Annotated in this window: 17 protein-coding genes; 9 read left to right on the forward strand and 8 right to left on the reverse strand. The window is 56.7% G+C overall.

Going from position 1 to position 21829, the window contains the following annotated elements; translation table 11 throughout:
• The first annotated feature begins 51 nt into the window (after positions 1 to 51).
• Together ELY25_RS02740 and rapA are read left to right on the forward strand one after the other, a co-directional pair.
• Positions 52 to 855, forward strand: a complete 804-nt coding sequence (locus ELY25_RS02740) for a TlpA disulfide reductase family protein (RefSeq protein ID WP_126949751.1) — start codon at positions 52 to 54, stop codon at positions 853 to 855.
• Positions 856 to 970: 115 nt separating this feature from the next.
• Positions 971 to 3916 (forward strand): RNA polymerase-associated protein RapA, encoded by a 2946-nt coding sequence (gene rapA, locus ELY25_RS02745; protein WP_126949752.1) that lies wholly within the window; start codon positions 971 to 973, stop codon positions 3914 to 3916.
• Positions 3917 to 3926: 10 nt separating this feature from the next.
• Here rapA and ELY25_RS02750 read toward each other — a convergent pair whose 3' ends face one another.
• Positions 3927 to 4835, reverse strand: a complete 909-nt coding sequence (locus tag ELY25_RS02750; RefSeq protein WP_126949753.1) for a TIGR01777 family oxidoreductase — start codon at positions 4833 to 4835, stop codon at positions 3927 to 3929.
• Between the two features lie 471 nt (positions 4836 to 5306).
• On the opposite strand from ELY25_RS02750, the gene ELY25_RS02755 reads away from it, so the two are divergent.
• Together ELY25_RS02755 and phrB are read left to right on the forward strand one after the other, a co-directional pair.
• Positions 5307 to 6227 carry a MerR family transcriptional regulator gene (locus ELY25_RS02755; protein WP_126949754.1) on the forward strand — a complete coding sequence of 307 codons (921 nt, stop codon included), beginning with the start codon at positions 5307 to 5309 and terminating at the stop codon, positions 6225 to 6227.
• 68 nt (positions 6228 to 6295) lie between these two features.
• Entirely contained in the window at positions 6296 to 7708 is a 1413-nt protein-coding gene (gene phrB / locus ELY25_RS02760) for a deoxyribodipyrimidine photo-lyase (protein WP_126949755.1), read from the forward strand.
• A 34-nt stretch (positions 7709 to 7742) separates the two neighbouring features.
• Here phrB and ELY25_RS02765 read toward each other — a convergent pair whose 3' ends face one another.
• Positions 7743 to 9581 (reverse strand): putative bifunctional diguanylate cyclase/phosphodiesterase, encoded by a 1839-nt coding sequence (locus ELY25_RS02765; protein WP_126949756.1) that lies wholly within the window; start codon positions 9579 to 9581, stop codon positions 7743 to 7745.
• A 370-nt stretch (positions 9582 to 9951) separates the two neighbouring features.
• On the opposite strand from ELY25_RS02765, the gene fabA reads away from it, so the two are divergent.
• Complete coding sequence (gene fabA / locus ELY25_RS02770) at positions 9952 to 10467, forward strand: 3-hydroxyacyl-[acyl-carrier-protein] dehydratase FabA (protein WP_126949757.1); 516 nt, start codon at positions 9952 to 9954, stop codon at positions 10465 to 10467.
• Between the two features lie 12 nt (positions 10468 to 10479).
• The gene (fabB, locus tag ELY25_RS02775) at positions 10480 to 11697 is read left to right on the forward strand and encodes a beta-ketoacyl-ACP synthase I (RefSeq protein WP_126949758.1); all 1218 of its coding nucleotides are present in this window, start codon (positions 10480 to 10482) and stop codon (positions 11695 to 11697) included.
• Positions 11698 to 11785: 88 nt separating this feature from the next.
• Here the strand turns inward: fabB and ELY25_RS02780 are convergent, their stop codons facing one another.
• From ELY25_RS02780 to ELY25_RS02795, 4 genes are all read right to left on the reverse strand, one after another.
• Positions 11786 to 12520: a lysophospholipid acyltransferase family protein gene (locus ELY25_RS02780; protein ID WP_126949759.1), complete on the reverse strand. Its 735-nt coding sequence runs from the start codon at positions 12518 to 12520 to the stop codon at positions 11786 to 11788.
• The gene (locus ELY25_RS02785) at positions 12517 to 13407 is read right to left on the reverse strand and encodes a sugar nucleotide-binding protein (protein ID WP_126949760.1); all 891 of its coding nucleotides are present in this window, start codon (positions 13405 to 13407) and stop codon (positions 12517 to 12519) included. The genes ELY25_RS02780 and ELY25_RS02785 overlap by 4 nt, the downstream gene beginning before the upstream one ends.
• 61 nt (positions 13408 to 13468) lie before the next feature.
• Positions 13469 to 14113 carry a single-stranded DNA-binding protein gene (locus ELY25_RS02790; protein WP_126949761.1) on the reverse strand — a complete coding sequence of 215 codons (645 nt, stop codon included), beginning with the start codon at positions 14111 to 14113 and terminating at the stop codon, positions 13469 to 13471.
• Between the two features lie 101 nt (positions 14114 to 14214).
• Complete coding sequence (locus ELY25_RS02795) at positions 14215 to 15591, reverse strand: MFS transporter (RefSeq protein WP_126949762.1); 1377 nt, start codon at positions 15589 to 15591, stop codon at positions 14215 to 14217.
• 170 nt (positions 15592 to 15761) lie between these two features.
• Between ELY25_RS02795 and uvrA the strand changes: the two genes are divergently transcribed.
• From uvrA to ELY25_RS02810, 3 genes are all read left to right on the forward strand, one after another.
• Complete coding sequence (gene uvrA / locus ELY25_RS02800) at positions 15762 to 18605, forward strand: excinuclease ABC subunit UvrA (RefSeq protein ID WP_126949763.1); 2844 nt, start codon at positions 15762 to 15764, stop codon at positions 18603 to 18605.
• 173 nt (positions 18606 to 18778) lie between these two features.
• Entirely contained in the window at positions 18779 to 19522 is a 744-nt protein-coding gene (locus ELY25_RS02805) for a Crp/Fnr family transcriptional regulator (RefSeq protein WP_126949764.1), read from the forward strand.
• Positions 19523 to 19601: 79 nt separating this feature from the next.
• Entirely contained in the window at positions 19602 to 20144 is a 543-nt protein-coding gene (locus ELY25_RS02810; RefSeq protein ID WP_126949765.1) for a hypothetical protein, read from the forward strand.
• A 187-nt stretch (positions 20145 to 20331) separates the two neighbouring features.
• Here the strand turns inward: ELY25_RS02810 and ELY25_RS02815 are convergent, their stop codons facing one another.
• Positions 20332 to 21000: an OmpA/MotB family protein gene (locus tag ELY25_RS02815; RefSeq protein ID WP_126949766.1), complete on the reverse strand. Its 669-nt coding sequence runs from the start codon at positions 20998 to 21000 to the stop codon at positions 20332 to 20334.
• 4 nt (positions 21001 to 21004) lie between these two features.
• Positions 21005 to 21823, reverse strand: a complete 819-nt coding sequence (locus ELY25_RS02820) for a motility protein A (protein ID WP_126949767.1) — start codon at positions 21821 to 21823, stop codon at positions 21005 to 21007.
• Positions 21824 to 21829: the final 6 nt, after the last annotated feature.

Here is a 21829-nt window from a genome sequence, read left to right on the forward strand (position 1 = left end):
AAGACAGCTCTCGTGATATGGTCTCTAGTGTACCTGCTTATTGGAAAGACCATGAATGCCATCGCCCTTGGGCCGCTGTTGATTTCACTACCCAGGCTATACGCCATTGGCTGCGCCCTGGTTGTTTTACTGGCCGCACGCTACCTGCTGCGCCTGCCCCCCGCTACGCTACAGCGCTGGTTTACCGGGCTGGTTATCGTCTGGCTGATAGGCGCGCGCATCGCGCATATTACGCTTAATTTGGAGAGCTATAGCGCCACGCCCTGGGACGCGCTCAAGCTCTGGCAACCGGGCTATCATGGTATCGGCGGGCTACTGGCGGGTCTGCTCTGGAGTGCCTTTGCACTGCGCAGACACCTAATCGCCCTGCTTGGCAGTACCGCGCTGCTGCTTGGCGCATCCGGCGTATGGCTTATCCTGATGACGGTGTCGCCACTGGGCGGCGCCTCTGACATCAGCCGGATACCAGAACTCAGCCTGGAAAATCTGGAGGGTGAAGAGGTCTATCTGCCCGCCCTTACCGAGGGCAGTGACCGGGTCGTCGTCAACCTATGGGCCACCTGGTGCCCGCCGTGTCGGCGGGAAATGCCACTACTCGAAGAGATGGCCGAGCATGAAGGGGTTACCGTTGCCGTGGTCAACCAAGGCGAGGATCTACTGCCCATTGTGCGTTATTTGGACGCAGAAGCGCTCAGCTTTACCTATGCCCTGCGCGACCCGAACCAGCAGCTGATGGCGCTATTTGAAGCGCCCGGCCTACCCACCACGGTACTTTTTGATGGCCAGGGCAACACTCTGGATATTCATGTGGGCGAACTTACCCGTGCCCACCTTGAACGCTGGCTGGAAGATTGACACCGATACTCCTTAATACCCCGCCGCCTTTGCGTTAGAATCCCCCGCCCTACTGCTGCCGATGGCGAGCCCTCGGCAGCGTATGACCCGTTTTTGTAGACTTCCCCGAGGCATCATGAGCGATTTTTCTCCCGGCCAGCGCTGGATTAGCGACGGTGAAGCCGAGCTTGGGCTTGGCACCGTGCTTAACTGCGACGCCCGTAGCGTTACCATCTTGTTCAGTGCCAGCCAGGAAACCCGGACGTATAACACCCGCCAGGCGCCCCTCACCCGCGTGATGTTCGGCAGCGGCGACCGGGTGCTGTCTGCCGATGGCTGGCAGATGATCGTTGATGACAGTAAAGAGTCCCACGGTTTGATTACCTACATCGGTGAGGACAACGAAGGTACCCTGCGAGAACTCCCCGAAGCCAAGCTCGCCGACACCATGCAGTTTGATCAGGCCCGTGACCGCCTGCTGACCGGCCAGGTTGACCGTAACGACTGGTTTGACCTGCGCTTTCGCACCCTGCACCACTTTCAGCGGATCGAACAGCATAATGCGCTGGGCTTTTCTGGGCCGCGCATCGACCTGATTCCTCACCAGCTGTATATCGCCGATGAAGTGGCCCACCGCCACGCGCCTCGGGTTCTGCTGGCCGACGAGGTTGGCCTAGGCAAGACCATCGAAGCGGGGCTGATTCTGCACCGTCTGTTGCTGGCCGGACGCGTCGAACGAGCGCTGATTCTGGTACCCGACAGCTTGACCCATCAGTGGCTGGTGGAACTGCTGCGCCGCTTCTCGCTTAGCGTCAGCCTGCTGGATGAGCACCAAAGCCAGGCCCACGGCAGCGCTAACCCGTTCGAGAGCGCCCAGCTGGTGCTGGCAAGCCAAGGCTGGCTGTTTGCCAACATTCACCGCCAGGATCAGGCGTTGGCCAGCCGCTTCGATCTATTGATTGTCGATGAAGCGCACCACCTGGATTGGAGCAGCGAGGGCAGCGGCCCCGGCTATCGGTGCGTTGAGCAGCTGGCCGCCGAGATTCCCGGCCTGCTGCTATTAACCGCGACGCCTGAGCAAATGGGGATTGAAAGCCACTTTGCCCGCCTGCGCCTGCTCGACGGCGAGCGCTATCATGACCTGGAGCGCTTCAAGGATGAGGAGCACCACTACACTGCCGTGGCTGGCGCCATTGACGCCCTGGATGAGCTGCCCGCCGTGCTGGATGCCCGTGCCCGTGTTGAGGCCGTCGCTGACGACCATGACAGTCAAGCACTGCTGGCCACGCTGTGTAACCCGGAAGCCAGTGCCGAGCAGCAGGATGCCGCGCGCATTCAGCTGCGCGATGCCCTGCTTGACCGCCACGGTACAGGCCGGGTGATGTTCCGCAACAGCCGCCGCCATGTTGGCGGTTTTCCCGAGCGGCGCTTGCACCTGGCGCCCCTTGAGCTGCCTTCGGCCTATCGCCGGGTGCTGCGCCGTCTAGAGCGCGATGATGACTATCTCGACGAGCTTCTGATCGAAACCGGCATGGATCATCCGGACGTTCTGATCTACCCCGATGCCATGTATCGGGAGCTCAGCAACGATCCGCTCAACGGCGAAGCCTGGTGGCATATCGACCCGCGGGTCAACTGGCTGCTGGATAAACTCAGCGACGACAGTGAAACGGGCTTTGCTAATGACAAGGTGCTGGTCATTGCTCACCATCGCGAAACCGCCGAAGGGCTTGCCGAGGGGCTGCGCGTACTGGGCGGCTACCAGGCGCCGGTCTTCCATGAAGGGTTGTCGCTGGTGGAGCGTGATCGCGCCGCCGCCGCCTTCGCCGATGAGGAGGAAGGCGTTCAGGTACTCGTCTGCTCAGAAATCGGCTCGGAGGGACGCAACTTCCAGTTCTGCCGCCATCTGGTCATGTTCGACATGCCCCAGCACCCGGATCAGTTGGAGCAGCGCATTGGCCGCCTGGACCGTATCGGCCAGAAGCACGCCATCGAACTTCACGCCCCGACCTTTACCGGCAGCCCCGGCGAGCGCCTGCTGCGCTGGTATCACGAAGGCATGGATGCGTTCAGCGCGCCTCACGGTATTGGCAGCGACCTGTTCGAAGCCTTTGGTGACGCCCTTGCAGATGCGCTTTTGGATGATGAAACGCTGGATGAAATCATCACTGAAACACGGGAAATGTTTACCGCCAAGCTTGCCGAGCACGATGCCGGACGCAACCGTCTGCTGGAGTTGAATGCCTGCCGCCCGGCCCGCGCCCAGGAAGTCATCGAGGCGGTGCGCGAGCTTGATGAAGATGCCGCGCTGCCGCGCTATGTCGAGCGCGCCCTGGACGTATTCGGCGTCGACAGTCAGGAGATCGGCAAGGGGCTTTTCCACCTCCAGCCCAGCCAGCACATGCTTGACGGCCTGCCAGGCCTAGTCAAGGGAGAAGAGGGCTTTACCGCCACTTACAGCCGCACTCAGGCGCTTGCCCGGGATGATATTCAACGACTTTCCTGGGAGCACCCGCTGCTGCGTGAAATGATGGGCCGCGTGATTGATGGCACCATGGGCAATACCGCGCTCGCCCTGCTACGCCATCCTGCCATTCCCAGTGGACGGCTTATGGCCGAGCTTGTCTTCCGCACCCACTGCCCAGCGCCACGCTCACTGCATCTCAACCGTTTCCTGCCACCCACCGCTGTGCGCGTGCTGCTGGATGAGTCAGGGGCCAACCTGACCAGCAAGATCTCATTCACCGGCCTGGGCAAAAACCTGCAGAAGGTCAACAAGTCGCTGGCGCGTGATCTGATCAAGAGCCGTCACGATCAGCTGCGTGAATTGCTCACCCAAGGGGAAGGCGAGGCGGAGCGCGAGTTGCCAAGCATCGTGGAAGCCGCCGAGACGCGCATGCGCAACCAGCTGGACACCGAGCTTGCCCGCCTGACGGCGCTTGCTGAACACAACCCGTCGGTGCGCGGTGAAGAGCTGGACGCACTCAAGCAGGAGCGCGTGGCGCTAAGCGAAGCGATTGAAAATACCCGCCTGCGCCTGGACTCCGTTCGGGTCATCATTACGGTTGACCCGAACGCCTGATGGATCAATCCTAGCGTTTTAAAATAGCGCCAAGCGCCTTGTCGAGTGTTGGGTACTGGAACTTAAAACCCGCCTCTTCAAGGCGCGCAGGCCGCATATCCGCACCGGTTAGCAGCAATCGGGACATCTCTCCCAGGCCTGCTTTTAAGACAAAGGCAGGTACCGGGAAGATGGCCGGGCGGTGGAGCTTGCGGGCCAAGGTTTTAACAAACTCGGCGTTAGTGACCGGATGCGGCGCGCTGCCATTAAATATCCCGCTTAGTTCATCATCTTCCAGCAGGAGGATAATCGCCGCTACCAGGTCGTCGCGGTGCACCCAGGGCATATACTGCTCACCACTGCCAAAACGTCCGCCCAACCCCAGCTTGAACGGTGGCAACATCTTCTCAAGCGTTCCGCCACCAGCGTCCAGCACCAGTCCTGTGCGTAGAATAGCTAAGCGTACACCAAGCGCCTTCACCGGCTCTGCGGCAGTTTCCCACCGGGCACATAGGCGATGGGCAAATTCATCGTGGGGAACCGTTTTCTCAGTGACCATGCGCTTGCCCTGGTCGCCGTAGTACCCCATGGCGGAGCCGCTAACCATTACTTTCGGCACGGGCTGGCCGCTGGTTATAAGCTGCTCGCATAGCGTTACAAGCTGGTGCGTAGTCTTAACGCGTGATTCAACCAGCCGATTTTTCTGCCCTTCGCTCCAGCGTTTTCCGGCAATGGATTCACCGGCGAGGTTAACGATGGCTTCTGGGGGCGAATCCACAAACCCAAGCGCACTATCTCGGATATCACACGCTTGGGGTAGTTTTTCACGCACACGATCCGGGTGACGGGACACCACCTGCACGCTATGCCCCTGAGCCAGCAGTTTTTCGCAAAGGCGTTGACCAACGAAACCGCTGCCTCCGGTTATTAATACACGCATGGTGCCCCTCCTGTTGATAACCTGCTGACTCTACCGCGAACAAGGCGCGTCAGGTCAGCATGCCAGCCGTCATATCAGTGGCTGCATGGGTTTACTGAATGCATTTTCACTAATGTAGTGTCACGTACACTACCTATACATCAAGCGCTTTACATGTTCACCCAAAGTAGCTTCAGTAGTATTTGTGTAGAAGTTGCTAGCGTTATAAACATAGATGAAAGGCACTTTCTAAACCAATCGTATTATTAACATCATAGACTTAAAAAAATGGTCATATTTTGGCAACAATGTGTTCAAAACCAAAGGTTGTACCTAATAGCGACAAGTTGTACAAATAGAGCTACGATAGTCAGCACTTCTATTCCTTTTATTCAAGCGACACACTATGGATTGTGAATCGACATTGCCGCCGCAAGTTAAGGTAACTCGCGGCACTTTGCGGCTTGAGGCAACCAAGAGGCAAAGGCACCCATGAGCACCAAGGCGACCCACCCACCCGATACGCCGCTCTATCCGATTCGGGAAGTATCCCGATTAACGGGTGTGAACTCGGTCACCCTGCGCGCTTGGGAGCGCCGCTACGGTTTGATTCGCCCCAAACGCACGCCCAAAGGTCATCGCCTGTATGCTCAAGACGATATCGCTCGCATTGAGCGCATCCTTCAGTGGCTTAACCGTGGCGTTCCCGTTAGCCAAGTAGTTGATCTGCTTGATCAGCCCGAAACGGTAGAAACCCCGGCGCCGGATGCGGGTGACTGGGTAAGCCAGCGCCAACAGTTACAGGCGACGATAGAAGCCCTTGATCTACCCAAGCTTGAGGCGCTCTATCATCAAGGCCTTGCGCTCTACCCGCTGAGTATTGCCGTTAATGAGCTGTGGCAGCCGGTTATTCTGGCACTTGAAACCAAGTGGACCATACAGCCCGATAATCTGGTACGTCGCACGCTGGAAGCCTTTTTGCGCAGTCAGGTCGGTACGCGCCTTCATTACGCCAATCAGTCAACGCGTGGACCGTTGATTCTACTCAACACCATGCCCGATGACCCGGGCCCTTTATGGATGTTGATGGCTGCACTAATGGCCAGTGAGCAGGGTTATCGTGTTCAGATGCTGGATCATCCGCTGCCGCTTGAAGACCTACCCCAGGCGGTGGCCCGCTTGCATTCATCAATGGTGCTGCTGACAAGTGGCCAGCGGGAAAGCGATCGCTTTATTCATACCGAGCTGCCCAACGCCGCCGAAGCACTCAACGTGCCGCTTGGCGTATGCGGCGCAGTTGCCCGGCTACGCGACAGTGAGCTGCGTAGTGGCCCGGTACATACCCTGGGAGACGATCTGCCCCAAGCCATCGCACGATTACGCCCGCTGCTGCGCGAATCAGGCGTACTATAAGAAGCTGCTGCTTGCCAAGGCCGCCGCAACAAACAGCTGCCTTGGGTTTTGATGAAGCCGGAGAGAACATGGATGTTCAGCTAGTTTGGTTGCGCAGCGACCTGCGTATTCACGACAACTCGGCTCTGGCCGCCGCAGCGGCAAAGGGCCCGGTGGTTGCGGTGTTTCTACGCAGTATTGCCCAGTGGCAATCCCACGGTCACGGGGCAAATAAAATCGTTTTTTGGGCACGCGGCGTAGCGGCTGTCAAAGGTGCGCTTAACGGACTCAACATTCCTCTTCTGCACCGCGATATTGAAAGCTATGCCGAAGCGCCCAAGGCGCTTTTAGAGATTGCCCGCGAGCACTCCATCAAGCGCCTGCACTTTAATTATCAATACCCGCTTAATGAACAACGCCGCGATAGAGCAGTGCTGGATGCCTTTAAGAACGAGGGTATTCCCGCCCATGGCTATCATGACGCCGTTGCTTTCGCTCCCGGCACACTGTTAACCGGCAAGGGCGGTTATTACGGTGTCTTTACGCCTTTCTCCAAGGCGTGGCATAAGCAGATTAGCGCCGAGCAGCTAACCCTGCGTGACACGCCTGAACCCCAAAAACGGCTATCGATCAAAAGCGATAAACTGCCTGATCTTCCCAAGCTTGACGACCAACCAGTGAGTAACAATGAGTGGCCTGCCGGTGAAGACACAGCTGGCGATCACCTGGCGCGTTTTTTGCGTTTTCGTGGACGCCACTATCGTCAACAACGCGATTTTCCAAACGTTCGCGGTACCAGCGAACTATCGCCGTACCTAGCGTTAGGCATGATCTCCCATCGCCAGTGTCTGCAAGCTGTCATGAGTGAAAATGGAGGCCATCTGGCCGACGGCGATGCGGGTCTTACCACCTGGGTGAACGAGCTTATCTGGCGAGAGTTTTATCAACACGTTGCGGTGGGGTTTTCTGAGGTATGCCGCTATCAGCCGTTTCAGGAACATACCAAGCACCTTGCCTGGCGTGATGACGCTGAAGGCTTCAGGGCCTGGTGCGAGGGGCGCACAGGCTATCCGCTGGTTGACGCGGCCATGCGCCAAATGGTGGCCACCGGCTGGATGCATAACCGGCTCAGAATGGTGACAGCAATGTTCTTGAGCAAACACCTGCTGATCGATTGGCGGCGGGGCGAGGCCTTCTTTATGCGCCATCTGGTAGACGGTGAGTTTTGTGCCAATAACGGTGGCTGGCAATGGGCAGCGTCCACCGGCACGGACTCCGCTCCCTATTTTCGCATCTTCAATCCAACCACCCAGTCAAAACGCTTCGATCCTGACGGCGAATTCATCGCCAAATGGCTGCCGGCGCTAAGCGAGCTGCCTGCCAAGGCGCGCCATGCGCCTCCGAGGGATATGCTGACCCAGTTGGATTACCCAGAACCGGTTGTGGACCACAAAGCCGCCCGCCAGCGCGCACTGGACGCGTTTAAAACGCTCACGAGGTAGTGCTTTAACAAGAAGGCATTTCCTGAAAACGCACCTACAGTGCGCCAGCGGCAATGGGTAGCGGCGCCCAGCGCTGCTCAAGCTCAGCGGCGGGTAGCGGACGAGCGAAATAGAAACCCTGCACGATGGTGCATCCCGCATCGACCAGAAACAGACACTGCTCCTGGGTTTCCACACCCTCGGCCACTACATCAAGCCCCATACCTTTGGCCATTTCCAGCACCGCTTTGACAATAGCGGCATCCGCCTGACTATCGGGCAGCTCGCGAATGAACGCGCGATCCAACTTGATTTTGTCTACCGGCAGCCGCTTGAGATAACCAAGTGACGAATAGCCGGTGCCGAAGTCATCAATGGCAATAGCGTACCCCTGCTCTCTGAGTGCCTTCAGGCGGGGGCCCATATCGCCGGCCCGCTCATCAATCAGCACCGATTCGGTGAGCTCCAGACCAATCTGGGAAGGTTTCAGCTGATAGCGCTTCAAGCACGTGTTCAATTGGGATTCCAGATCACCCTGAAAAAGCTGCAGAGCGGAAATATTGATCCAGAGGGTCAGCTTGGGCATGCCACTGTGTTGCCAGTGCGCCTGCTGCGCGCAGGCTTTTTCAATAACCCAACTGCCAAGCTCCGACATAAGACCGTGGCGCTCAGCCAGCGGAATGAAGTCCGCCGGGGAAATCATGCCATCCTGGGGATGTCGCCAGCGCAAGAGCGCCTCCATGCCCAAGAGCGCGCCGGTACCGGGATGATGCTGGGTCTGAAAGTGCAACTCAAGCTGATCACCGGATATCAGTGCAGCTCGCAGGTCACTGACCAGCGCCAGCTGGGGATTATCCTGCTTGTCCAAAGCCGGACGAAATCGCAGGCTATGGTTACGCCGCAGCCGTTTGGCACTGTACAGGGCGGACTCCAGGCGCTGGAAGAGAACACCTGAATCGCGGCCATCCTCCGGCGCTCGACAGCTACCAATGGTAAGCCCTAGGCGCAGAACCTGGTCGCTAATTTCAAACGGCCGACACATATGCTCGCGTAGGGTTGCAACCCAAGCTTCGTGGTCATCAAAAGTGGTGGTACGAACCACCATGAACTCATCGCCCCCAAGCCGCCCGACCACACTACCCGCCATATAGCTTGCAAGCCGTTGGGCAAAGCGGGCCAGCAGCCGGTCGCCTTGCTCTACCCCTAGGCTGTCATTGACGGACTTCAAACCATCAATATCGATCAAGGCAATATCCAAACTCTCGCCGGCGCGCAGATGGCGCAGACGTGAGGCCATTAAATCGTGTAAACGACGACGGTTGGGCAGGCCTGTCAGTGGGTCCTCATAACCGATACGACGCAGATCATGCTCCCGTGCCTTTTGCGCAGAAATATCGGTGAACAAGCTGATAAAATGACTGATACTGCCGCTTTTATCGTTAATCGCTCTCACTTTTAACCACTCGGGATATTCATCACCATGCTTGCGCCGGTTCCACATCTCGCCTTCCCAACGTCCTGTGGCCTTTAAAGTGCTCCAGAAGGTTTGAAAAAATGCTTTATCGTGGCGGGGAGCTGCCAGGGTTTCCAGCTTGCGGCTAACAATTTCATCGCTGCTGTAACCGGTAATTTCTGTGAAAGCCGGATTAACGACCAGGATTCGATTTTGCGCATCACTGACCACAACCGCATCGTTTGTCAGATTAATGGCATTTTGCATCAAGCGGCAGCGCAAGCGCTGCTGGCGCACTTGACGCCAGGCATCCCAGAGTCCGAGCATGACAAAACTGACCGCCACCATACGCAGCATCGCTTCGGGCAACCAAACGCACCCTGGCAGTGCTGCCAGCGCGCCCCAGGCCAAGGGACGATTAAGAGAAATAGGGAGCCACATGGCGATTCGCTACGTCCTATCCTGAAGAAACTGCTATAAAATAAACATAACCGTCAAGCAACAGACGCATCATGCCGTGTTACTAAAAGCTTGAATACCGCATATTACGTTAATAGGTCGTTTAAGTGGATAAATCACTACGACAGATACTATGAAAAAAGCTTATCGTAAATGACTTCGCTTAATAAAAAGCACTAGTTATTGATGATAAAGGGTGTCTTGCGTGCATTCAGCGGTTTCGGGAAGTAGACTAAGCTAGGCCTTGCGGGCCGTGCCTCGGCGCTAGACTCTCATGCTATACTCCGATGCCATGCCTCGGCTCTTAATGCCGCACACGGCCAACAACCATCTTGAAACTCGGAACGATTCAGTGACCAAGCAACATTCCTTTGATCGCGAAGAACTGCTGGCCTGCTCGCGCGGCGAGCTATTCGGCCCCGGAAACGCACAGCTTCCGGCTCCTAACATGCTGATGCTTGATCGTATTACGCACATTCATGAAGAAGGCGGTGAGCATAGCAAAGGCGAGCTGATTGCCGAGCTTGATATCTCTCCTGACCTGTGGTTTTTTGATTGCCACTTTCCGGGCGACCCGGTCATGCCTGGCTGCCTAGGTCTTGATGCCATGTGGCAGCTTGTAGGTTTCTATCTCGGCTGGCTTGGCCATCCTGGACGGGGTCGTGCGCTTGGCTGCGGTGAGGTCAAATTCAGCGGGCAAATTATGCCTGATGCAAAAAAAGTGACTTACCGTATTAATATCAAGCGTATTATTACCCGACGACTTATTTTGGGTATCGCCGACGGCACCCTAGCCGTCGACGGACGCGATATTTATCAGGCTAATGATTTACGCGTTGGCCTATTCACCTCCACTGCGAATTTCTAACAGGAGGCTCCCATGCGACGAGTGGTAGTCACCGGCCTTGGCATCGTGTCGTGTCTGGGCAACGACCAAGAGCAGGTTCTCGAAGCACTTAAAAGCGGGCGCAGCGGCATCCGTTTTAAGGAAGAGTACGCCGAGCGCGGCTTCCGTAGCCATGTAGCGGGCAGTATCGACATTGACCTGGACGCGCTGATTGATCGCAAGCTGCGCCGTTTTATGGGCGACGCGGCGGCTTATGCCTATGTTTCAATGGCCCAGGCCATCGAAGACTCGGGATTGTCGGCTGAACAGATTTCCAACGAGCGCACCGGGCTTATTGCAGGCTCTGGCGGCGCATCAAGCGCCAACCAGGTAGAAGCCGCCGACGCCATGCGTGAGAAAGGGTTACGCCGCGTCGGCCCTTACCGGGTTACCCGTACCATGGGTAGTACGGTGTCTGCTTGCCTCGCTACGCCCTTCAAGATAAAGGGCGTGAACTACTCGATTTCGTCTGCCTGTGCTACTTCAGCACACTGTATCGGCAGTGCGATGGAGCAGATTCAGCTTGGCAAACAGGACGTGGTCTTTGCCGGGGGCGGTGAAGAAGAGCACTGGACACTTTCTTGCCTGTTCGATGCTATGGGAGCGCTCTCTACTCAGTATAACGACGCGCCTGAGAAGGCCTCGCGCCCTTATGACCAGGCACGAGACGGCTTCGTCATTGCTGGCGGCGGCGGCATGCTGGTGCTTGAGGAGCTCGAACACGCCAAGGCACGCGGCGCCAAGATCTACGGCGAGCTTGTCGGTTATGGTGCCACGTCTGACGGCCATGACATGGTGGCACCTTCCGGTGAAGGCGCGGTACGCTGCATGCACCAGGCGATGGCGACCGTAAAGGGAGACATTGACTATATCAACACCCATGGCACGTCAACGCCGGTAGGCGATATGGCTGAGCTTAAAGCCATCCGTGAAGTGTTTGGCGACTCAACGCCCGCGATGAGTTCAACCAAATCCCTCACCGGCCACTCTTTGGGCGCTACGGGTGTTCAGGAAGCTATCTATTCACTGTTGATGATGCAACATAACTTTGTGGCCGCCTCTGCTAACGTCGAGCATCTCGACGAGCAGGCGGACGGGTTTGACATTGTGACCCAGCGGCGCGATGGCGTTACCCTTGAGCGTATGTTGTCCAATAGCTTTGGCTTCGGCGGTACCAATGCCTGTCTGGTCTTCCAGCGTTATACCGACTAAAACCCGGTTGATGGATTGATTAGTGCAATACAAAAACGGCGCCCTTGAAGGCGCCGTTTTTGTGGTTCTCGATTTAACTCTTCAGGGACTAGCGGACAAGAGGGCGCGGCACCTCGGAAATTTCCTGCAGCTGCCCTTCAATCCAGGCCTCCACCTCGGCCAGCACCTCATCAGGCGTACGTCCCTGAGTCTCGATAGGCTTCCCAATACGGACCCGTAAAACCCCAGGCCGCTTCACCCACTGACGCCCGGGCCAGCGTTCGCCAGCGTTATGGGCAACCGGCAGCACCGGCACGCCGGCCCGGCAGGCTACAACGCTGCCGCTCTTGTTGTAACGCTTGCGCACGCCGGGATCGACCCGCGTCCCTTCAGGAAAAATCAGCACCGAAAGCCCCGTTCCTAGCCGCGCGACCCCTTGCGTCAGCACCTGCTTCATGGCGCGGGCAGGCTTGGAGCGGTCCAGGCTGATAGGACGTAACAGGCGCAGCCCCCAACCAAAAATCGGAATGCGCAGCAACTCTTGCTTAAGCACAGTGCATACCGGCGGCTTCATCACCTGAAGAAAGACCGTTTCCCACTCGCACTGATGGTTTGCCTGAATAACACAAGGCCCTTCAGGAATACGCTCACGACCTTGAATATCGTAGCGAACCCCACAGGCAATCCGAAACCAGACCACTAAAAAGTGGTTATACAGATTCAGCAGCCGGTAACGGCCTGCCAGGGGTAAAAAAGGGGCGATAGGCAGAAAAAGCACGCCACTAATCAGCATGGCGAAGAAATACCCAGCATAAAATACCAGGCTACGAACCACATTGATCAAACGGACTCTCCTGTACTGGCATCCTGCTGGTCATCGCGCATAAGGCACCAGGCATCCAACATACGCCCTACTTCTAGCCGCCAGGGTTTCTGATGCACACCGAAGACATCCAGCACACGGCGGCAGTTTAAAACGCGCCGCAATTTTGCATCATGATGATGATTCAACGCGGTTACCTCGCCAAGTTCAACCTGTTCGCCACGGCCTTCGAGATGAGTCGCCAACTGAGTACGCACCATGGAAGTGAAGGTAAACGCGCTCACCGGCTCTGTACCAGCCAAGTGGTAGGCGCCCCAGGCATTGGCACCGCTCGCCTGTTGCTGAAGCATTCCGACCAGCGCCATGGCCACGGCATCCGTCGAGGTAGGGCAACAGACGACATCTTCAGCCGCGCGCACGCTTTGCCCCTCGATCAGACTATCGATAATCTCATTTAACCAGGCATGGCTGCCCTCAAGCGCAAACAGAGGGCCAAGGCGTACAATCAGATGACGATGGTACTCCGCCCGAATCCGGTCGCCGGTCGCGACTAACCGCCGTAAACACTCATCGCGTGGCGTTGGCACTACATGCTCGTCGATCGGCTCATCAAAGCCGTCTTCATAGAGCTGGTCTGAGACGCACCATACCAGTGGCACCTCTTGTGCAAGACAAGCATCCAAACAGCGCTCTACCGCATCCGCATGCTCACCTACCGACGCTGGCGTCATGTCGAGGGGTTGTGCCAGCGGCGGAATAATCACCGCGTCGGGCGCAATTGCTTGCAGCTGGGCCGCGGTGATCGTCACCCCCTGCTCAATCACCAGCTCCGTATCCGTGCGGCGGTTCACTTCCCGGGCCAGTGCCAAGCTTAAACAGTGCCCTGCATCCAGTATCAGCAGCTTCAAGACAGCCCCTTTTTATCAACCAAGATAGCCAACCAGCTCAGCGTGACGTGCCCGAGCGCGGTCAGAACGGAATTTCGTCGTCGAAGTCGTCAAAGTTGCCCGGATCCGGCGCGCCGTAGTTGTTGTTCTGCTGGCCCTGTTGAGGCGCTGCATTACCCTGGCGTGCAGGCTGGCCCTGCTGTGGTGCCGGCTGGGGACGCTGGGCCGGTTGACCACCTTGGTTTTGGCCGCCATAGTTCTGCCCACCAAAGTTATTGCCCTGTGGCGCGCCACCTTGCTGGGGATACCCGCCTTGAGGCGCAGCATCATTACCCTGATTGCTCGGAGCGTAGCTGCCCTGCGGCGCGTTACCGCCTTGGAAATCGCCGCTACGGCCGTCCAGCATTTGCATATCGTTGGCAACGATTTCGGTGCTATAACGATCCTGGCCGTTCTGGTCTTGCCACTTACGGGTTTGCAGGCGTCCCTCGATATACACCTTGGAGCCTTTCTTCAGGTACTGCTGGGCAATTTCAGCCGTTTTATTGAACAGTACGATTCGGTGCCACTCGGTGCGCTCCTGGCGCTGACCACTCTGGCGATCCATCCACGTATCGGACGTGGCCAGGTTCAGGTTAGCGACGGCCGTACCGCTTGGGGTAAAGCGCACTTCAGGGTCCTGTCCGAGGTTACCGATCAGAATCACTTTATTGATACCGCGAGCCATAAGGCGCTCCTTCATTTAACTGACGTATAGATAAACATCTGCAAGCAACTGCCACACATCGCCGATGCCGCTGTCTTGCAGGCGGCTGACAGGCAGCCGCCTTACGATTTCGGGGGAATCAACCGGGTCAGCGCGTCTCTATCAAGCTGCTGACGATTCACCTTTAAATAGACCAACTGCTCTTCGGGTACCACCATGACGTCCTCAACACCTACCACGTCGGCCAAGCGTTCGAGCAATAAATCCAGCGTATCCGGTGGCGTGTCATTAAGGGCCACGACTTCGCTGGAGAGCGGCGGCGGCGATGGCATCTTCCACATTGCAAGCCACCATAGCAGAGCAAGCACCGCACAACCGATAAAAACGGCGTTCAGCCCCCACACATTAGCCAAGAGGCCACCCAATGTGCCGCCTAAAAAAGCGCCTAGAAACTGGCTTGTGGAATACACCCCCATCGCAGTGCCTTTGGCGCCAGCAGGGGCGAGTTTGCTGAGCATTGACGGCAGCGTGGCCTCCAACAGATTGAAGCCGGTGAAGAAAACAAACAGCCCGATGAACAGCCAATGCCCATGAGAGAACGGCGATCCAAGCCCTCCTAGGCTCACCGCGATGGCGCCAATGGCCAGCAGGCAAACCACCTTGATCTGCTGTTTTTTCTCACCCACGATCATCAGCGGCACCATGGCCACAAACGAAAGCCCCATAATACACAGGTACGCCAACCCGTGATGCGCCAGCGGAATGCCGGCCTCCTGCAACCGAAAGGGCACCGCGACGAAAATGGCCATCAGCACCAGATGCAGTGTAAAAATTGATATATCCAGACGCCATAGATCGGGCCGTATAATCACGCTCTTAAACTGCTGGCGATCCAGCCCCACATCACGGTGGCGCAGCCGCCGGGGGGCGGGTGGTACCCAGCGCCACAGAACCACCAAACCTAAAAGAGTAAGCAGCGCAGTAAACCAGAACACGCCGGAAAGCCCCGCCCAGGAGGCAAGCCAGGGTCCCACGACCATGGCGATGGCAAACGAGACGCCAATCGATAAACCAATGGTGGCCATCGCCGCCGTGCGCACCTGTTCCCGCGTTTGGTCGGCAAGCAGCGCCATGATGGCCGCAGCTACCGCCCCGCTGCCCTGCAAGGCACGCCCGATAATAATCCCGCCGATGGAATCCGCCATGGCGGCTACAATACTTCCCAGGGCAAAAATGATCAGCCCAAATGCGATAACCCGTTTGCGCCCGATACGGTCTGACAGCAGGCCAAATGGAATCTGCAGCACGGCCTGGGTAAGCCCGTAGACACCTAGTGCAAAGCCCACCAGCAGCGGAGTCGCCCCCTCAAGCGCGTCGGCATACAGCGCCAGCACCGGCAACACCATGAAAAGTCCCAGCATACGAGACGCATAAAGCCCGGCCAAGCCGCTGATTGCACGACGCTCAGTGGCCAGTAGCAGTGCAGAAACCTTGCGCATAATGCCCTTGAGTATGGTGGATAGAGCCAAAGCCCTTGGATAACCCCCCATTCTAGCGGTTTGCATCCACGCTGGAAACGCTGTCCTGCGTTAAGCTATAACAAAGCGTTTTTGCCGGGAGGGGGTGGCAAACGTATAATTACTCTTTTGCCGCGCGAGTCGAGGTGTTGATGGACAGCATTCTGGTCAGGGGTGCACGCACCCACAACCTCAAGCAGATTGATGTAGAACTGCCCCGCGACAAGCTGATTGTGATTACCGGCCTATCGGGCTCAGGTAAATCGTCGCTGGCGTTTGACACACTTTATGCCGAAGGACAGCGTCGCTATGTAGAGTCGCTCTCTACCTATGCGCGTCAGTTCCTGTCGATGATGGAAAAGCCCGATGTGGATCACATCGAGGGGCTATCGCCTGCAATCTCCATTGAGCAGAAATCCACCTCCCACAACCCACGCTCGACCGTGGGCACCATTACCGAAATATACGACTACCTGCGCCTGCTGTTTGCCCGGGCCGGCACACCCCGCTGCCCGGAGCACGGCGAGGACCTGGAAGCCCAAACCATCTCTCAGATGGTCGATCAGGTAATGAACCTGGCCGAGGGCACCAGACTGATGCTTCTGGCCCCTGTGGTAAAAGGACGCAAGGGCGAGCACCTACAGCTGTTGGCTGAGCTACGCGCTCAAGGGTTCGTGCGTGCCCTCATTGATGGTCAGGTGCTGGAGCTTGATGATATTGCGCCGCTAGATAAGCGCAAGAAGCACGATATCAGCGTGGTGGTCGACCGCTTCAAGGTGCGCGACGACATCGCCCAGCGTTTGGCAGAGTCATTCGAGACCGCGCTCAATCTGGCCGACGGCACCGCCATGATCCACTTCATGGATGGCGAGCAGGAAGATATGGCCTTCTCGTCACGCTTCGCCTGCCCGGTCTGCGGCTACTCGTTGTCTGAACTTGAGCCGCGCATGTTTTCGTTCAATAACCCAGCGGGCGCTTGTCCAACCTGTGATGGCCTGGGCATTCAGCAGTATTTCGACCCCGAGAAGCTGATCAGCCATCCTGAGCTCTCGCTGGCGGAAGGCGTCATCAAGGGCTGGGATCGGCGCAATATTTACTATTTTACTCAGCTGCAGGCGCTTGCCAAGCACTACGGCTTTGAGCTCGAAACACCGTGGAAAGAGCTCCCCCGCCATGAGCAGGAGATCATTCTCAACGGTAGCGGCAGTGAAACAATTCCGTTTGCCTATGTTGGCGATCGGGGTCGTAAGGTCACCCGCGAGCACGTTTTTGAGGGCGTACTGCCTAATATGCAGCGCCGCTATCGGGAAACCGAGTCCAACATGGTGCGCGATGATCTGGCCAAGTATATCGCCATGCAGCCCTGCGCCACGTGTCACGGCACGCGCCTTCGCAAGGAGTCGCGCCATGTGTTTGTGGATGATCGCAACATTGCCGACGTGGTGCGCACCCCGATCGGCGAGGCGCAGCGCTACTTTGCAGCGCTCAAACTGCCGGGCCGTAAAGGTGAGATTGCCGACAAGATCGTCAACGAGATCCACGCCCGGCTCGAGTTTCTGGTCAATGTCGGGCTGGATTACCTGAACCTTGAACGCAGCGCCGATACGCTTTCAGGTGGTGAAGCCCAGCGGATTCGTCTGGCAAGCCAGATCGGCGCGGGTCTCGTCGGGGTCATGTACATTCTTGACGAGCCTTCAATCGGCCTGCATCAGCGCGATAATGACCGACTGTTGAAAACCTTGGAGCGCCTGCGCGATTTGGGCAATACGGTGATTGTGGTGGAGCATGACGAGGATGCCATTCGCGCGGCCGATCACGTGTTGGATATCGGCCCTGGCGCAGGCGTTCACGGCGGCGAAATTGTCGCGCAGGGAACGCCCCAAGAGGTCATGGATAACCCTAACTCGCTGACCGGCCAGTATCTGACCGGCACTCGTGAGATCAGCGTGCCGCCTTATCGGATTCCCGGTAACCCGGAAAAACAGCTGGTATTACGTGGCGCGACCGGCAACAACCTGCAGAACGTGACGCTCAGTCTGCCGCTGGGGCTTTTCATCGCGATTACCGGCGTATCAGGATCAGGCAAATCGACCCTGATCAATGGCACGCTGATGCCCATTGCCGCACGTGAGCTGAACCGGGCGACGACGCTGACGGCTGCGCCCTACAAGAAGATCGAAGGGCTCGACCTGCTCGATAAAGTGATTGATATCGACCAGAGCCCGATCGGCCGCACGCCCCGCTCCAACCCGGCCACCTATACCGGCATCTTCACGCCTATCCGTGAGCTGTTTGCCGGCACCCAGGAGGCGCGCTCGCGCGGTTACAAGCCGGGACGCTTCAGCTTCAACGTCAAGGGCGGGCGCTGCGAGGCGTGTCAGGGCGAGGGCATGATCAAGGTCGAGATGCACTTTCTGCCCGATATCTATGTGCCGTGTGATGTCTGCAAGGGCAAGCGCTATAACCGAGAGACGCTGGATATTCACTACAAGGGCAAAACGATCCACGAAGTGCTGGAGATGACGGTTGAGGACGCGCTTGAGTTCTTTAGCCCGGTACCGGCGATTGCACGACGCCTGCAAACGCTGATGGATGTAGGGCTTTCCTATATTCGCCTGGGCCAGAGTGCCACTACGCTTTCCGGTGGCGAAGCACAACGGGTCAAGCTTGCCCGCGAGCTTGCCAAGCGCGACACCGGCAAGACGCTATATATTCTTGATGAACCCACGACCGGGCTTCACTTTGAGGATATCCGACAGTTATTAACCGTACTGCATCGCTTGCGCGATCACGGCAATACCATCGTGGTGATCGAGCACAACCTGGATGTAATCAAGACCGCGGACTGGATTGTCGATCTAGGCCCGGAAGGGGGCTCCGGCGGTGGAAAAATTATCGCCGAAGGCACCCCCGAGAAGATCGCCAAACAGAGCGTTTCACATACAGGACGTTTTCTCTCCCCGCTGCTTGAACGCGGCAACCGCGCCGCTTCGTAACCTGCCATTTCAGGGTGGGCATTCGTCCACCCTGCTTTTGGTTTTATGCCATAATTCGTCTAGTTCAACTTCTGTATCAATGTAGCTAGGCCGCGCAGCATGCGATTAAATTGCTTATTGTCATTAGCCGAATAACTTGATATTTGTTAGGCAATACTCATGGAGTTCAAGATGTGAGCGAAGATCAAAGCTGCATCATTCATCACTTTAGCCATTACTGCTCGTTGACCAAGGAAGAAAAAGCGCTGTTAGTTTCATTGGAAGAGAATCCTACCGATATCAAGGCAGGCTCCCTACTATGGGAAGTAGGCGACCCTGCGAAAGAATTTTGTACGCTACATAGTGGCTGGGCCTACTCTTATCGCCACCTTGAGAGCGGAGACCGACAGATTCTGGAAATTTACTTACCTGGCGATATTATTGGGCTGCGCGAATTCGCCTTTTCCCAGCGATTAGAAAATGTATGCATGATCACGGATGGTGTTGTGTGTCATTTTCCGCATAAGCGCCTACTTGAGATATTTCGACAGTCAGTACCACTAACCTCCGTGGTGTTTGCTATTGCCAGCCGTCACCAAGCCTTAGTCACCGAACGGTTGGTGACACTTGCCCGGCGAAGCGCCCGGCAAAAAACGGCGCACTTTCTTTATGAGATGTACCTTAGGCTGCGCCAAACTAATGGCGATATCGATAGGCAGTTTCGACTCCCTCTTTCCCAGGAGCAGCTTGCCGATATTCTGGGTTTAAGTCCTGTACACGTTAGCCGCACGTTTAGCTTACTTAGCGAAGAAGGTCTCGTATTTCGTGACCGGCATAACGTCACCATACCCGATCTAAAAGCGCTGGCGGCGGCAGGCGAGTTCGATGACTGCTATCTTCACGATGACGTTAGACCACTCTTTGATCTCTCTGCCTAATTCTGCTGCGTGCGGCTAGCACGCAGCAATGGCTCTCGATAGGCTGTGCGCTTTTCTTATCTAACATTGACGACTAACCATGAAACTTTTTTTAACTGCCCTAGCTAGCGCCTTATTGCTTACCGCACCTTTAACACCGGCGGCGAGCTTTAATATGGAGGACGTGCAAACACATGGTCAGTGGCAATCAATGACGCTTGCGCTAGGTAATGAGCACCACTTTCGTGCCGTCGAGACCCAAAGCTACTCGGATGCCACCCTTAGTCTGAATGCTACACAAGGAGTGTGCGATCTGCCGTGGCTTGAAATGCGCGTTACGCTTGAACAACAGCAGGGTGAGAGCAAAACCGTTAACCTGGTACCCACTCGGCTGCGCATTGATGAACAGCCCGTGGTGGATACCATGGCCGAATTTATTACCGAGCGTGGCGATGACGGCTTTTACGTACACTTTTATCTTGCCGATATGCCAGCATTAATCCACCAGATGGGGCAAGGCGAGCAGCTATTCCTGGGCTTTGATCAAGGCGAACAGCCGCCCTGGTACATGACGTTCCAACTTGAGGGTGCCGGTCGCGCCATTGAGCGCATGCAGAGCCTGTGCGAGACGGCTTCGCGCTAAGCCCAAAGCTTCGGTGATCAGGTGCGCCGCTTAAGCGGTCGCGCTACCTACCACTTCAACACGGCTTCGACCGTTGCACTTGGTGCTGGCGGCCTGAATACACAGGATATCGGCGCCCAGTACCAGGCACCAAATGATTGCAGTAAAGGGTAATGCTTAGCTACAAACCCAGCCTTTAGTTATCGATTTACCCCTCAGGCTGTTGGCGTAGCAACAGCTCAACACGCCGATTAGCGGCCCGCCCTGCTGGCGTTGCGTTACTTTCCATGGGTTGGGTGTCGGCATAACCAACGGCCCGCATGCGAGAAATAGCCACTCCTTGACGCTCTAGATGACGCATTACCGCAATAGCGCGCCCGGCGGAAAGCTCCCAGTTGGAGGGAAACCGGGGCGTGGCAATCGGAATATTGTCAGTATGCCCTTCAACGGATATTTGCCCATCGAAGGTCGCCAGCGCGTCAATCAGGCTTTCTACGACATCTTGGCCCTGAGATGTCAGCACTGCCTCACCGCTGGAGAATAAAAGGCTATCGTCAATACGTAGTGTCACGCCTTCCTGGCCTTGAGATACGCTAACACCCGGTATATCCAGCGCCGCCATATGTGGCTGCAACCCGCTATGGCGCGGGTATATACCGGTGGCAAGCGTTGCCAGGGGCAGTAAATCATCCAGGCTGGCGGGCATGCCAGCACTCCCCTGTGCTTCGCTACCGCCCGGGGGCGCCAGGGCCAATAACAGTACAAACAGGGTAATTAGCAGCGTCAGAACATCCAGATAGCTAGTCAGCCAGCTTTCATCGCTCTCGCCCTGCCCAGATGGCAGTTCCAACGCATGACGCGTGTCACGGTCCAGCATCGCGTTAGCCTTTTACAGGGGCGCTAGCGGCGCCGGGTCGGGGCTTGACACTGGCATCCCGAATTTCATCGTTGTAGTTGGCAATAAACGAGTTCAGCGTCTCTTCAATAAACGATGGCAGGCGACGTTTGGTAATCAGCGAGATACCTTCCAGCACCATGTTCATGGTGATAAGGCGCTCTTCAGTACGTCGTTCAAGCTTCACGGCAATCGGCTTGAACACCAGATTGGCAAGCAAGATACCGTAAAATGTGGTGAGTAGTGCCACCGCCATACGCGGACCGATCACATCCAGGTCACCGGCATCCATCACTTCGAGCATATTGACCAGCCCCACCAGCGTGCCAATCATGCCAAATGCAGGCGCGTAGGTCGCCATGGTACGAAAAATCTGCGCTTCGGCGTGTTCACGGGCCTTTAAACGGGCAATCCGCCAGCGCAGCATATCGAAGATTTCATCTTCTTTGGTGTTGGCAATAACCAGTTGAATACCGGTACGCAAAAACGGGTTACGGGTGTGCTCAAGCTCTTTCTCCACTGCCCGGACATCGCCCTTAAACCATAGCCGAGACATGGCAACCAGCTCGTTGATATCATCACGTACATAGGTATTTTCGCGCCGGAAAACCAGGCCGACCAGACGCACAACGCGCAGCACTTCTTTAAGTGGGTAACTGATAAACGTGGCGGCCAGGGTCCCGGTCACGACAATGGCCAACCCGGGTAGATTGATAAAGCTTTCAGGGGACTCAGCAGTAAAGAACAGCACGCTTACCAGTAACAAAATACTGGCGAATATACCTATCAGCGTAGATGGGTTCATCAACGG

It is taken from the genome of Vreelandella populi, from assembly GCF_003989825.1.
Taxonomy (GTDB): Bacteria; Pseudomonadota; Gammaproteobacteria; order Pseudomonadales; family Halomonadaceae; genus Vreelandella; species Vreelandella populi.

Excerpts from the sequence above, each read along its gene's own strand:
- ELY25_RS02740 (WP_126949751.1), top strand. The coding sequence starts at position 52 with ATGAATGCCATCGCCCTTGGGCCGCTGTTGATTTCACTACCCAGGCTA.
- rapA (WP_126949752.1), top strand. The coding sequence starts at position 971 with ATGAGCGATTTTTCTCCCGGCCAGCGCTGGATTAGCGACGGTGAAGCC.
- ELY25_RS02750 (WP_126949753.1), bottom strand. The coding sequence starts at position 4,835 with ATGCGTGTATTAATAACCGGAGGCAGCGGTTTCGTTGGTCAACGCCTT.
- ELY25_RS02755 (WP_126949754.1), top strand. The coding sequence starts at position 5,307 with ATGAGCACCAAGGCGACCCACCCACCCGATACGCCGCTCTATCCGATT.
- phrB (WP_126949755.1), top strand. The coding sequence starts at position 6,296 with ATGGATGTTCAGCTAGTTTGGTTGCGCAGCGACCTGCGTATTCACGAC.
- ELY25_RS02765 (WP_126949756.1), bottom strand. The coding sequence starts at position 9,581 with ATGTGGCTCCCTATTTCTCTTAATCGTCCCTTGGCCTGGGGCGCGCTG.
- fabB (WP_126949758.1), top strand. The coding sequence starts at position 10,480 with ATGCGACGAGTGGTAGTCACCGGCCTTGGCATCGTGTCGTGTCTGGGC.
- ELY25_RS02790 (WP_126949761.1), bottom strand. The coding sequence starts at position 14,113 with ATGGCTCGCGGTATCAATAAAGTGATTCTGATCGGTAACCTCGGACAG.
- ELY25_RS02795 (WP_126949762.1), bottom strand. The coding sequence starts at position 15,591 with ATGCGCAAGGTTTCTGCACTGCTACTGGCCACTGAGCGTCGTGCAATC.
- uvrA (WP_126949763.1), top strand. The coding sequence starts at position 15,762 with ATGGACAGCATTCTGGTCAGGGGTGCACGCACCCACAACCTCAAGCAG.
- ELY25_RS02810 (WP_126949765.1), top strand. The coding sequence starts at position 19,602 with ATGAAACTTTTTTTAACTGCCCTAGCTAGCGCCTTATTGCTTACCGCA.
- ELY25_RS02815 (WP_126949766.1), bottom strand. The coding sequence starts at position 21,000 with ATGCTGGACCGTGACACGCGTCATGCGTTGGAACTGCCATCTGGGCAG.
- ELY25_RS02820 (WP_126949767.1), bottom strand. The coding sequence starts at position 21,823 with ATGAACCCATCTACGCTGATAGGTATATTCGCCAGTATTTTGTTACTG.